We start from the raw sequence: 13,219 nt of genomic DNA on the forward strand, positions 1-13,219 counted from the left end.
ATAAACTGGACTTGATCATGGAATCATGACTATTTTCACCTTTGGTTGCACACAAACAAAAAAGAATGAGTTACAGTTTGGAGCCATGTATCGCTCGCAACCGAACTCATCCCTAGTCCACAAATAAGTATGCCCACACATCGGGACGATTATTCATGTTACAGGTGGTGAATGTGGAGCGAGTAATCGAACTCATCCCTAGTCCGGTTTTTGGTTTTACTCTTTCTAGTAATTCAGTGTCAAAATATCAGTAAATGATAGAAACGGAAAGATCCTAGTAACTTGTTTTTTCAACATTAAATAGCGAAGAGCCAAACTTTTTAACTCGATACATGAAGGAAGATAAGAAAAATATAACTTGAAAACGATATTTCAGATTACTCCACAAATTCCACTTCCCCCTTATCTATTTCTTCAATGAACGATTTAGTAAATACATTCAAGTCTGAGTTTTTCCCGTTGTCTATATATATGTAATCGAAGGCCGTTACATCCTTTTTAAGTGACTGAACCATTAATTCTGACATTACACAAATCCAAACTCTTCTTCAAACAATATAGCTAGTGAGATCGTTTTCAATGAACTTAAACAAAGTATAGCAAGACTATCATCTTCCCCGATGGATTGAATTTCCTTCTTGATGACTATCCAATTATTTTGCATCTTCATAACTTCCTTTCAAAGAAAAGATTATAAATATTCGACTTCTTTATACAAGTATGTATAACAAGAATATATCAGATACTACTTTACCTTATCAACAAATAAATGTTTGGTATATTTTTGGTACGCTAAACCATAAGAAAAAGCGCAAGCGCCCGTTTAATGGATGAACGGCTAAGTTCGCGACGTCCTGTCGCAACGCCGATGGATTCGCATCCTGCGAGTCTCTCGGGGTTAGGCGCTGGAGCTAGACCAGCACTAGCCAATTTTTCTTTCCTATCTTGTGAAAAAAGGAATCAGCACATCCTGGAGTGCTGATTCCTTTCTTTATGACTCTAAAAATTAGCTTCCTCATACATTTTTTTAAAGTCTTCCAATTTATTGGTTGTACATAAAATGGACGGATAACGACGGAAAATATCAAATTGCCATTTTTTATCTACTGGCCAGACAATAATTTGCAGTCCTTCATCTTCACAAAGTTGAACAAATTCATCTGTTAAATACTCAATGCGAACGGCGAGGGAAGAGGCCTTTATCTCTTTTAAGAAGCCGAATAAGCCTGGTGTCGCCCCATGCTGAATCACACCTAATTCGATTGTTTCGGATAATTCTCTCATTTTCATAATTGAAAAATGATCAAAGGAATTTACATAAATAGAATCCATCATTCCCGTTTCCTCAATAACTTTAAGCGTCTTCTCTTCTAAGCCGGGATACAAATAGCCATGCTGCTTTAACTCAACAGCCACTTTCATTTTCCCTTTTGCAAATTGCAGTGCTTCCTCCAAAGTCGGAATCGTCTCAGTTTCTCCTACCTTCAGCTTCCGGAGTTCATCGAACGTAAAGTCTTTAATAAAACCTTTTGCATTCGTCATCCGATTGACCGTAATATCATGCATGAGAATGGGAACGCCATCCTTACTAAGCTGAACATCAATCTCAATGTGGCTAAACCCCAGCTCATAAGCAGCCTGATAGGCTGTTAACGTATTCTCTGGATATTTCCCTGGATACCCTCTATGCGCAAGGGCCCTAATCTTACTCATTTGAATCCCCCATTTATCGTAATATTCGGCTGTTTTTCATCTAAGACTTCGGTAACTTCCCGAATAAAATAAGATACTCTGATTCTATTCTTCCATATAAATTTTATCAGTCAGCTTTAAGTGTTGTCCATGATGAAAGCCCTTTATTTATAGCTCCCATATGTCATTATTCTTCTTATTTCTGCTAAAAGCGAGGGTATGCTCATTATTACTCATTTATTGGTTCCTTTCCTTTTAAAAATAGACAAAAAAAGAAACCTAGCTCGCATGATAAGTTAGCTTGGTTTCAATCAATGCTTCGGTGAGATCCGTTAGGAATTAAAATACACACAAATACGACAATTATTTAATTGTTGAATCGGAATATCCATGTCATAGATTTCCTTCAAGGATTCAGATTGAATGATTTCATTTGTTGGACCATCTTTCACAACTCGGCCATTCTTTAAGGCAACGATCCTGTCTGAGTAAACAGAAGCAAAATTAATATCATGAAGAACAATCACAACTGTTTTGCCCAAATCATCGACAAGCCTGCGTAAGATTTTCATAATTTGCACCGAATGTTTCATATCTAAATTGTTCAATGGTTCATCCAATAAAATATAATCGGTATCCTGAGCGATGACCATAGCGATAAAGGCTCGTTGCCTTTGCCCCCCTGACAATTCCTCCAAATATTGATCTTGTATATCTCTTAAGATCATATAGTCAATTGCTTCGTCAATCTTTTTTGAATCAATATCATTCAGACGTCCCTTGGAATACGGGAATCTTCCAAAGGAAACAAGCTCACGAACGGTTAAACGAACATTCATATAGTTGGATTGTTTCAAGATGGACACTTTCTTCGAAAAGTCGCCTGATTTCATCGCTTTTACATTATTTTTATCCACCAATACTTCCCCCGTATCCGCATCAAGCAAGCGACTGACCATGGATAGTAAAGTAGATTTCCCTGCACCATTCGGACCGATGAAAGAAGTAATCTGACCAGGCTGAATATCCACCGTGACATCTTCGACCACCCGTTTTTTCCCATACATTTTCGTTAAATTTAGCACTTGAATCATGCGGATCTACTCTCCTTCAACAATAAATAAATGAAATATATCCCACCAACAAAATTAATAATCACACTTAAAGTCGTACTAAAAGTAAACACTCTTTCCACTACCCATTGCCCACCTACTAAAGCAATCACACTCATCGTCGCTGCACCGGTAATCAAAACACTATGTTTATATGTTTTAAAAAATTGATAGGACAAGTTTGCGACAATTAAACCAAAGAAGGTAATGGGTCCCACTAATGCAGTTGAAACGGAAATTAAAATGGCGACAATCACAAGCATTTGTTTGACGATTTTATCGTAAGAAATCCCTAAATTAATCGCGATATCCCGTCCCAGTGACAATACATCTAAGTATGGCAAATTCCGCCAGCCAAGAATAAGAACAAACCCAATAAAGAATAAAGCTAGCCAAACAAGATCCCCATTGACATTATTAAAACTGGCAAACATTTTATCTTGTACGATTTGAAACTCATTCGGATCAATTAGTACTTGCAGGAATGTGGAAATACTCTGGAAAAAGGTACCCACGATAATTCCGACCAACAGTAAAAAATAAACAGATTGTTGTCCTTTTTTAAATAAAAAGCGGAAAAGTAACAGGGCAAAAATAATCATGGCCACGACAGATAAAAGAAAGTTTACCTGTTTATTCACAATGGTAATGTGATCAGAACCTAAAAAGAAAATGGCTAATGTTTGAATCAGTAAATAAAGTGAATCCAGTCCCATAATGCTAGGTGTTAAAATTCGATTATGTGTGATCGTTTGGAACACGACTGTTGAATAAGCAATCGCTACTCCTGTAATCGCCATCGCGAGGACCTTTATCGTCCTTTTCGGTAAAGCATAATCAAAGCTTCCATTTAATTGGTGAAATAAATAAAGAGCACAGCATCCTGCAGCGACCAAAGCAAGAAGACTGATTTTAACAGAATTACGCATAAGCTTTCCTCCGGAATAGCAAGTATAGGAAAATGCCGCTTCCGATCACTCCCACCATTAAACTAATGGAGATTTCGTAAGGATATATGAGCACCCGCCCGAGAATATCGCAGATCAGAAGGAAAATAGCCCCTAGTAAAGCTGTATGCGGCAAAGTTTTTCTAATATGGTCGCCTTTCATAATCGAAATAATATTAGGGATAATCAAGCCCAGAAACGGTATCGTCCCAACCGTTAACACAACCGTCACTGTTATTAAAGCAACAAGGATAAGACCGATATTCACAATTCGCTTATAGGCAAGGCCTAAGTTTTTCGCAAAATCCTCCCCCATCCCTGCCACCGTAAAACGATTGGCATAAAGATAAGCAATGATTAAAACGGGAATGCTAATATATAACAATTCATATCGACCTTTTAAAATCATCGAAAAGTCCCCCTGCAACCAAGAAGACATATTTTGAATCACATCCGCCCGGTAGGCAAAAAAGGTGGTGATCGATGATAATATATTCCCAAACATCAGACCGACAAGCGGGATAAAGATCGCATCTTTAAATTTAATTCGATCAAGGATTTGCATAAACAATAAAGTTCCACCAAGGGCAAAAACAAAGGCAACAAGCATTTTTTCAAACATGGTGGCATTCGCAAATAGCAACATGGAAGCAAGAATCCCTAATCTTGTTGCATCCAAAGTACCTGCTGTTGTCGGTGAAACAAACTTATTCCGACTTAACTGCTGCATAATTAAGCCTGTAATACTCATACCCGCTCCTGCCAATATGATGGACACGAGCCGGGGCAGCCGGCTAATGAGAAAGATTTGCGTTTTCTCTGATTGAAAATCAAGCAAATCCAAAGGAGTAATGTCGCTTACTCCCACAAATAACGATATAAAAGACGCCACAATGAAGGCGACAATCAAATACCACGTTTTCATAGGAAACCCCGATCCAGTCCAATGTGTTCTTCAATCTCATTGAAAATCATTATCAATGAATCAATTACATTATATCAATATCTATAAGTAAGTCAATGGTGCCTAGCACGCCCCAGAATTTGTCAAATTTTCTTCACATTTATAAAGGCTCCCCTTTTTCTATGATATTTGGAATCGATCTTCTCGAAGTTTTATTTCATACTTCTTTTCATCAAAAAGCGAATTTGCTATGATGATTCTATTCTATTATTTTCTCCGACTACCGGAAGTTATGAAAATCGGTAAAATAGAGAGGTGAAATGATGAGCTTTGAAAATTATGAGTTTTTTATTCGGGTTTTAGTGGCAGGTGTTTTAGGAGCTGTTGTCGGTTTAGAACGGGAGAAGCGCTTTAAGGAAGCAGGGTTGCGTACCCATTTCTTAGTCGCATTAGGAAGCGCGGTCATGATGATTATTTCGAAATATGGTTTCGATGATATTCTTCGTGAAGAAGGCATTGGTCTGGATCCAAGTCGTGTCGCTGCTCAAATTGTAAGCGGTGTCGGATTTTTAGGCGCCGGTATGATCCTTGTTCAACGACAATCCATTTATGGACTTACAACAGCGGCCGGAATTTGGGCAACAGCCGGGATCGGTATGTCCATTGGTGCTGGTATGTACGAATTGGGCATCTTTGGAACCATTTTAATACTCGTTGGTTTGGAATTGCTCAATCGAATGTTTAAATTTGCCATCCCTAAGGCTTATCAGTTAACAGTTGAATGCCTGTCGACCGAAACCATTAAAATGGTCATTGACAATCTGACCCTGCATCAGTTTACGATTAAAGACTATCGTGTGAAAATGGAGAACGTTGATCATACGACAAAGTATGTCATCTATTTAAAATTACAGTCGAAAAAATTGCTTGAGGATAATCAAATTACACAGACCTTATATAAAATCACGGGAGTCACCTCGATTATCTTTCATTAAAGCGGCGCAACGAAAAATCATTGCCTCTATGAAACTTCTTTGGAGAATCAGCCCGCTTATTCGAGGTTAAAAAACTAGCGTAAAAAACCAGACATCACTGTCTGGTTTTTTACGTTATTTAAATACCATAGTGGCTTCAATCGCCTTTTTCCATCCACTATATAAAGATGTTCTTCGCGCATCTTCCATATTTGCTGTAAAAGTTTGATCGACCTCCCAGAAGTTTTCGATTTCCTCCTTGCTTTTCCAGAAACCTGTTGCAAGACCCGCCAAATAAGCAGCCCCTAATGCCGTTGTTTCCTCTATCTTCGGTCTTTCCACTGAAACATCTAATAGGTCACTTTGGAACTGCATCAGGAAGTTATTTTTTACCGCTCCACCATCGACACGTAAAGTTTTCAAAGGGATTCCCGAATCAGCTTCCATCGCATTCAAAACATCCTTTGTCTGATAGGCAAGTGATTCTAATGTAGCCCGAATAAAATGTTCCTTGGACGTCCCACGGGTAAGGCCAAACACAGCGCCTTTTACATCACTATCCCAGTAAGGGGTTCCAAGTCCGACAAAGGCAGGCACGACATACACACCCTTCGTGGATTCTACTTTCTCGGCGTATCCTTCACTTTCAGCGGCATCCCGAAGCATTCGCAAACCATCCCGGAGCCATTGAATCGCTGATCCAGCGACGAAAATACTTCCCTCTAAAGCGTATTCAATTTTCCCATCTACTCCCCAAGCAATCGTCGTTAACAGCCCTTGTTTGGATACAACCGCTTTTTCACCTGTATGTAAAAGCATAAAACAACCTGTTCCATAGGTATTTTTCCCCATCCCGCTTTCAAAACAAGTTTGGCCAAATAGGGCTGCTTGTTGATCACCTGCGATTCCAGCAATGGGTACAGCATGACCGAAGAAATGATAGTCCACTGTATGGGCATAGATTTCAGAGGAAGGACATACCTTAGGGAGCATAGCAGCCGGTACACCCATTATCTCGAGCAGCTCTTCATCCCATCCTAAATCATAGATATTGTACATAAGGGTTCTAGAGGCATTCGAATAATCTGTAATATGCGCCTTTCCACCGGATAATTTCCATACAAGCCATGTATCAACGGTACCAAATAAAAGCTCGCCTTTTTCCGCCTTTTCTCTCGCCCCCTCCACATGATCCAGAATCCATTTCACTTTTGTCCCTGAAAAATAAGGATCGATCAATAAGCCCGTTTTTTTCCTAAAAACATCGTCCAATCCTTGTGCCTTTAATTCCTCACAGATTGGTGCTGTTTGTCTCGACTGCCAGACAATGGCATTGTATATCGGCTTCCCTGTCCGTTTGTCCCATACAATCGCTGTTTCCCGTTGATTTGTAATCCCAATACCCGCAACTTGTTCTGGCTGAATATTTTTCTCTGTCATCACTCCGGCAATCACAGCTAAGACAGAGCTCCAAATTTCATTCGGATTATGCTCCACCCAGCCAGGCTGTGGGTAATATTGTTTAAATTCCATTTGCGCTTGATGAAAGATTTTCCCTCTTTGATTAAATAAAATAGCTCGAGAACTTGTTGTTCCTTGATCTAAAGCTAAAATATATTTTTCCATATCACCCCTCCTATCATCCATTACCGAACCTTATGTCGATTCCGTTCAAAAGCTTTCCACAAATCCAATTGGGAAGTTGTTACGGCTTCCGCTCCTGCTGCTAAGGCAGCCTCTACTTGTTCCACTGTCCGGATTAAACCACCACTAATGATCTTACATCCTGTTTGTTCTTGAATTTCCTGAATTAATTCAGGCACAACACCAGGTAGTACTTCAATATAATCAGGTTTTGTTCGCTCAATCAAGGTATAACTCTTTTTCAAGGCAATAGTATCCAGAAGAAAAGTTCTTTGAATCGCTAATAGTCCTTTCGCTTTTGCCTTGATAATCATATTTGAGCGAGTGGAGATGATCCCTGCTGGCTTCAAATCATTGCAAATAAATTCTGCTGCATAATCATCTGTACTTAAACCCTGAATCAAATCAGCGTGAACAAGCACCTTCTTTCCCCGTCTTTTAGCCACATTCAAAATTTTTTCCAAGTTGCTAATACGCATTTCAAGCAAAACGAAATATTCATATTGGCTATCTAAAATATGTTCAAAGTTTCTTAAATCTCTTAGTGCGGGTAAGACCTTCTGTTCATGGAAAGCCATGTTGCATCCCTTCCTTTCAAATCAAATGATTGGTTACACCCCCCCTGCTGAAAGCAGCATGATTTAATTCCTTATTCAATGCTTCTTCCGCCATTTTCTGTTCTTCTTCTGTCCAGTTAAAAATATGAGCCATCTCTTTGATTACAGTATCCTTCCACTGATGAACCTTCTGAATATCAAACAATAATTCTCCTGTTCTTCGAATAAAGAAATCTACTGGTTGAACAGTCATTTCATGGTGGATTGCATACAGAAGCTGAGCATACATGGTGGCGGGCAATTCCCCCTTTTGTTTCGGTACATATCCAAAAACAGTATCCACATTCGCACCATATAACTTCGCCAATTTCTGTCCTTCTTCCTGCGTTAATCCGTAATTTTCCGCTTCTTTACCCTTATCTAGGATAAAAGTATCTAATTTGGCTGAACCACCCAAATCTCCCCCTGAAATAGGCAAATGCTTCGTCTGACATGTATCGAAAACCCCTGCTCCCGCTTGACTTAATTGATCCACAACTACATTCACCACGGTTTCTGCCATTTTTCGGTATCCGGTTAATTTACCACCAGCTATTGTAATTAAGCCACTGTTTGATTCCCAGATTTCATCTTTTCGAGAAATTTCAGAAGGAGCTTTTCCTTCTTCATGAATTAACGGCCTTACCCCAGCCCAACTGGATTCAATCTGGGAATCTGACACCGACAGATCTGGGAACATATACAGAATGGCTTTCAGAAGATAATCGCGATCTTCTTGGGTCGCGTATATATTTGCTGGATCCCCTTCATAAAATGTGTCCGTTGTCCCTACATATGTCTTACCACCCCTTGGGATCGCAAAAACCATCCGACCATCCGGTGTGTCAAAATAAACAGCTTGATGCAGAGGAAAGACAGATTCATCAAAAACAATATGCACCCCTTTAGACAAGCGCAAATGCTTTTCCGTTTTGGACCCATCCATATTACGAAGTTCATCAACCCATGGCCCTGTCGCATTGACAATCTTATTCGCCTTCACTGTCACTCGTTTACTGCCTAACTGATCTTGAACCTCCACCCCGATTATCTTTCCTTGATCGTTATAGAGAAATTTGTCTGCCTTCGCATAATTAAGAAGAGTCGCACCCTTTTGCACGGCAGCCTTCATCACTTCGATCGTTAGGCGGGCATCATCTGTACGATATTCCACATAATAACCGCTGCCCTTCAACCCCGTCTTTTTGATAAAGGGAACCTTATCTAAAGTTTCGTTAACCGATAACATTCTTCTTCTTTCGGATTTTTTTACTCCAGCTAAAAAATCATACACCATGAGTCCAATAGAAGTTGTAAATTTTCCGAAGGTGCCTCCCTTATGAAAAGGAAGGAGCATCCATTCAGGTGTCGTCACATGTGGGCCATTTTCATAAACAATGGCGCGTTCCTTTCCAAGTTCCGTCACTTCTTTAATTTCAAATTGCTTTAAATAGCGTAAACCGCCATGGACCAGCTTTGTCGAACGGCTTGAGGTGCCTGATGCAAAATCATTCCTTTCGACTAATGCAACCTTTAAACCTCTTGTGATAGCATCCAAGGCAATTCCTGCACCAGTAATCCCGCCGCCGATAATAAGTAAATCATATTCCTTCTGTTCCATTTCCCTAAAAACATCTATCCTTTTTAAACCTGAAAAATTAGCCATGGCTTTATCCCTCCCTCATACATTTGAGCGTAAAAAAAGAGAAACCAAACAAACACTAAGTCTAAACAATAGTGCTGCTTGGTCTCTCTGCATCTCCAACCATTTATGAACTTACCTTTATAGTATCATATTCCTTTCTTCATTGCATTGGTTTTGGCTTAGGCTTACCACTTTGGGACCCTAGGATGCGGGTCAGAACGGCGTTAGCGATTGTTGTGGCATCCTTCGCCGTTCTTCCTATTTCAAGACGCTTGAGCTTTTCTTATTATTTTTTTATTCACTTATAATTTTTCGGAAAAAGCGAATCCTAATTCTTAGTTATTATGATAGCAAAGGGGCAAACTATGGATCATCATCATTACTTACTGTCCGTCGTTATCGGCATTCTTTTTGGGACTTTTTCTCGTTTTATATTATTGCGGACCGATTTTCGGCAATATCCTTCTTATCCTCAAGGGAGGATCATTCATTTATCGATTGGATTTATTGCCGCCTTTATAGGTGCTGTTTCCATTCCTGCTGTACTAGAATCTGATTGGACCGCCGTTACATTCCTTGGACTTGCAGCCACCCAATTTCGAGAGGTTCGAAATATGGAAAGGGAGTCACTAACCAATATTGATCAGCAGGAATTGGTTAAACGAGGCACCTCTTTTATTGAAGGAATGGCTCAAGCATTTGAAAGCAGGAATTACTTAGTTATGTTTACTGCTTTAGTGACAACCTTATGCTGTGTTTACAAAATTTGGTTAGGAATTATAGCCGGGATCATTATGCTTATTATCGTAAAAAAGAATATGACTGGAAAACCCATATCGTCTATCGCAGAAGTGACAGAAGGGAAAATCCATTTTGAAGGACCCAATCTTTATGTCAGTGATATTCACATTAAAAACGTGGGATTGGAATCAATTAGACAATTAATTGCGGAACGGGCTGTGGGTGTAGTGATTACCCCAAAAACAGAAAGTGCAGCCCTCACCTTGGCTTATCTTGGGCAAAGACAGGCCATGCTTCATCATGTAGCCAATATTCTCGGAGCCTATATAGATAAAGGTGAACCAGATTTAATTCCATTGTCTAAAAGGAAAATGGAGGATGGCCGAATTGGATTATTTCTCATGCCAGAAGAGACAGATTTCCATCAGGTTAAAACCGTAATAGAAAATGTCCCGATTCTTGATAGTGCGATTCGCTTACCACGTGAAGCAGACAAGGGGAAATAAACGAATGGGGGATATATACAAATGGAAAAAGATAGGAAAAGTTCAATTGTAGCTGTGGTGACGACGAAAAAAGAAAATATTAGCTCTGGCGGGGCTCCTGTTTTTTTAGCGAATAATAAAACAGATTTACAAAAATTGGCTAGGAGACTAGAAAGAATCATGGATTCATCTGCCTATGAGCTAAATGAAACAACCTTAATCATTGTTGCAAGATAGGCTGTTCCTTCACAAAGTAAATACTACAATTGTAAAAAGCATGCTATTAAAGGTATTAGCATGCTTTCGCTTCTATTCATTTTCAGCCATTGGTAACAAGACTTCTTCCTTTTTTGCTGCAATGTATTGAACCTGATGCCCATCCATTTCTTTTACAGTGAAGGTAACATGATCATGCGTAAAGGTGTCTCCTACTTTCACATCACTATTTTGAGATAGCACCCAGCCTCCAAGTGTATCGACTTCCTCATCAGATAAGGAAATTCCAAGGAGATCATTTACTTCATTTACTAAGACTTTTCCGCTAAACAAATACTGGTCATCCGAGATTTTTGTGATTTCCTCTACTTCATCTGTATCGAATTCATCACGGATTTCTCCGACAATCTCTTCGATTATATCCTCAATTGTCACTAAACCGGATGTTCCTCCATATTCGTCCATCAATACAGCCATATGGATCCTCTCTTGCTGCATTTTTAAAAAGAGCTCTTGAATGGATATCGTCTCGATGATGAGAATCACCGGTTTAAGAAAAGCGGTTAATTCCATCTCTGGAAGTGGTTTTGAATGATGGATTTGGGCCATTAAAATATCCTTTACATTGATAATCCCTATAATATTATCTTTATCCCCATCATAAATAGGATAACGTGTCAGCTTCTCTTTTTTAATGATATCCATCCAGTCTTGGAAACTATTATCGGTCGAAAGAGAAATCATCTCTGTTCTAGGAACCATGATTTCTTTTGCACTGCGGTCATCAAACTTAAAAATATTATTAACGTACAGTAATTCTGATTGATTAATTTCCCCACTTTTATAGCTGTCCGACAAAATAATCCGTAGTTCTTCTTCTGAATGGGAAGTTTCATGTTCCATCACGGGTTGCATACCAAACGACTTAACAATGAGACGAGCCGAACCATTTAATAACCAAATGAATGGAAACATCAATTTATAAAACAAGATAATCGGTTTAGCAGCAAGCAATGTAATATTTTCCGCCTTTTGAATAGCAACTGTTTTCGGAGCAAGCTCTCCAACTACTACGTGAAGGAAGGTTATGAATAAAAATGAAACGGTAACGGAAATAGCAGTGGAAATAGATGCATTAATTTGCAACTTTTCAAAAACAGGGTCAAGCAATCCCTTAACAGCCGGCTCACCTAACCAACCAATTCCAAGAGCTGTCACGGTAATCCCTAACTGACAGGCAGATAAATATTCATCTATGTGAGTGATCACATGCTTCGCTGCTTTTGCCCCTGGCTTCCCTTCTTCTACTAGCTGGTCAATCCGAGAACTTCTAATTTTCACGATCGCAAATTCCGTAGCAACAAAAAAGGCTGTTAGAGCAATCAATAAAGCGATTAAGAGTAAACTGGCAACGTCCAAATGGTTCACCTTTCAGAGAAAGGTGGTCCACCTCCTATTTTTTAAAATGTATTACTTTTTATTATACAATGAAAAAGTAGTGTATGTATATTATTAATTATTGAGATCTTTTTGCGATGTACCATTTTCTGTTGTATGAACAAAAAATAAAGGCATTATTTTTTTGTGAAAAGTTGAATTTCACTCTTTTTTTGTATAAAAAAGGGCATACGTATCCTGTTATCCACAAATTGCTTTTTTAAACCTGACTTATCAACATGTGGATAGTTTAAGATACAAGACTTCTCATTTTTTCAGATTGATTTTCTTTCATCCGACCCAATGCTATGGCAAGCATGATACACAGGGCAAGTCCACACTTGACTTTCATTTTTTTCATGCCGCGGATCGTATGATTCTCGAATCCGAAAGACACGTCCAGACGGCTATTCACACGTTCCCCCGCTATTCGTTTATTGTATGCTCTTTTCCATTTATAGCTGGAATGATCAATAGGGGTGAAAATGCGTCGGTCCTCCTCTAGCGAAATCCGAATTCCTGGTGCCACTGGGCACTCAGCCGCACCCTCGCACTCTATCCCATATTGTTTAGCCGGACACAACTTTTTGAGCGTTCCCCTGTCTTTTTCAAATTCACCATTTGCCATCTCACGCTGTTTGCCGGATACCGGGCAATGGCAATAAACATTTCCTTTGAAATTGTGAAAAACGTTTTTGTAATCCCCAAGTAAACGTGTTTCTTCCCCATCTTTCCACATATTTCGTATATCAATGACTGGTTTTATTCCATGGTCATCCCATAGTTTCACGATTAGTTTCGTATCGTCATATCCTCTGTCGCCGGA

Annotated in this window: 13 protein-coding genes and 1 pseudogene; 3 read left to right on the forward strand and 11 right to left on the reverse strand. The window is 39.3% G+C overall.

The annotated features are described in order from the left end of the window. Positions 1 to 377: 377 nt before the first annotated feature. The 6 genes from MUB24_RS22090 to MUB24_RS22115 all read right to left on the reverse strand — a co-directional run bounded on the left by MUB24_RS22090 (position 378) and on the right by MUB24_RS22115 (position 4,676). On the reverse strand, positions 378 to 527 hold the full coding sequence (locus MUB24_RS22090) for a hypothetical protein (RefSeq protein ID WP_244707738.1): 150 nt from the start codon (positions 525 to 527) through the stop codon (positions 378 to 380). Beyond that, positions 527 to 664: a hypothetical protein gene (locus MUB24_RS22095; protein WP_244707741.1), complete on the reverse strand. Its 138-nt coding sequence runs from the start codon at positions 662 to 664 to the stop codon at positions 527 to 529. Before MUB24_RS22095 ends, MUB24_RS22090 begins: the two co-directional genes overlap by 1 nt. Positions 665 to 999: 335 nt before the next feature. Continuing rightward, positions 1,000 to 1,713: a glycerophosphodiester phosphodiesterase gene (locus tag MUB24_RS22100; protein ID WP_244707743.1), complete on the reverse strand. Its 714-nt coding sequence runs from the start codon at positions 1,711 to 1,713 to the stop codon at positions 1,000 to 1,002. 311 nt (positions 1,714 to 2,024) lie between these two features. Then, entirely contained in the window at positions 2,025 to 2,786 is a 762-nt protein-coding gene (locus MUB24_RS22105; RefSeq protein WP_244707745.1) for an iron ABC transporter ATP-binding protein, read from the reverse strand. Further along, on the reverse strand, positions 2,783 to 3,733 hold the full coding sequence (locus MUB24_RS22110; protein WP_244707748.1) for an iron chelate uptake ABC transporter family permease subunit: 951 nt from the start codon (positions 3,731 to 3,733) through the stop codon (positions 2,783 to 2,785). Before MUB24_RS22110 ends, MUB24_RS22105 begins: the two co-directional genes overlap by 4 nt. Continuing rightward, the gene (locus MUB24_RS22115; protein ID WP_244707750.1) at positions 3,726 to 4,676 is read right to left on the reverse strand and encodes an ABC transporter permease; all 951 of its coding nucleotides are present in this window, start codon (positions 4,674 to 4,676) and stop codon (positions 3,726 to 3,728) included. The genes MUB24_RS22110 and MUB24_RS22115 overlap by 8 nt, the downstream gene beginning before the upstream one ends. Positions 4,677 to 4,978: 302 nt before the next feature. On the opposite strand from MUB24_RS22115, the gene MUB24_RS22120 reads away from it, so the two are divergent. Then, positions 4,979 to 5,650, forward strand: coding sequence for an MgtC/SapB family protein (locus MUB24_RS22120; RefSeq protein WP_244707753.1), 672 nt, complete (start codon positions 4,979 to 4,981; stop codon positions 5,648 to 5,650). A gap of 114 nt (positions 5,651 to 5,764) precedes the next feature. On the opposite strand, the gene glpK is transcribed toward MUB24_RS22120, so the two are convergent. From glpK to MUB24_RS22135, 3 genes are read right to left on the reverse strand one after another with little or no spacing between them, the layout of a single operon-like run. Further along, the gene (gene glpK, locus MUB24_RS22125) at positions 5,765 to 7,255 is read right to left on the reverse strand and encodes a glycerol kinase GlpK (protein WP_244707756.1); all 1,491 of its coding nucleotides are present in this window, start codon (positions 7,253 to 7,255) and stop codon (positions 5,765 to 5,767) included. Positions 7,256 to 7,275: 20 nt separating this feature from the next. Continuing rightward, entirely contained in the window at positions 7,276 to 7,851 is a 576-nt protein-coding gene (locus MUB24_RS22130; protein ID WP_244707758.1) for a glycerol-3-phosphate responsive antiterminator, read from the reverse strand. Positions 7,852 to 7,867: 16 nt separating this feature from the next. Continuing rightward, positions 7,868 to 9,535: a glycerol-3-phosphate dehydrogenase/oxidase gene (locus MUB24_RS22135; RefSeq protein ID WP_244707760.1), complete on the reverse strand. Its 1,668-nt coding sequence runs from the start codon at positions 9,533 to 9,535 to the stop codon at positions 7,868 to 7,870. 344 nt (positions 9,536 to 9,879) lie between these two features. On the opposite strand from MUB24_RS22135, the gene MUB24_RS22140 reads away from it, so the two are divergent. Further along, positions 9,880 to 10,761 carry a YIEGIA family protein gene (locus MUB24_RS22140; RefSeq protein ID WP_244707762.1) on the forward strand — a complete coding sequence of 294 codons (882 nt, stop codon included), beginning with the start codon at positions 9,880 to 9,882 and terminating at the stop codon, positions 10,759 to 10,761. A 21-nt stretch (positions 10,762 to 10,782) separates the two neighbouring features. Further along, positions 10,783 to 10,977 (forward strand): capping complex subunit for YIEGIA, encoded by a 195-nt coding sequence (locus tag MUB24_RS22145; protein ID WP_244707764.1) that lies wholly within the window; start codon positions 10,783 to 10,785, stop codon positions 10,975 to 10,977. A 72-nt stretch (positions 10,978 to 11,049) separates the two neighbouring features. Here MUB24_RS22145 and MUB24_RS22150 read toward each other — a convergent pair whose 3' ends face one another. Together MUB24_RS22150 and MUB24_RS22155 are read right to left on the reverse strand one after the other, a co-directional pair. Further along, positions 11,050 to 12,375 carry a hemolysin family protein gene (locus MUB24_RS22150; RefSeq protein ID WP_244707766.1) on the reverse strand — a complete coding sequence of 442 codons (1,326 nt, stop codon included), beginning with the start codon at positions 12,373 to 12,375 and terminating at the stop codon, positions 11,050 to 11,052. A 268-nt stretch (positions 12,376 to 12,643) separates the two neighbouring features. Next, a pseudogene (locus MUB24_RS22155) lies at positions 12,644 to 13,219 on the reverse strand (DDE transposase); the annotation flags it as partial.

The sequence above is a fragment of the Lederbergia sp. NSJ-179 genome, from assembly GCF_022867885.1.
In the GTDB taxonomy this organism is placed as follows: domain Bacteria; phylum Bacillota; class Bacilli; order Bacillales; family Bacillaceae_C; genus Lederbergia.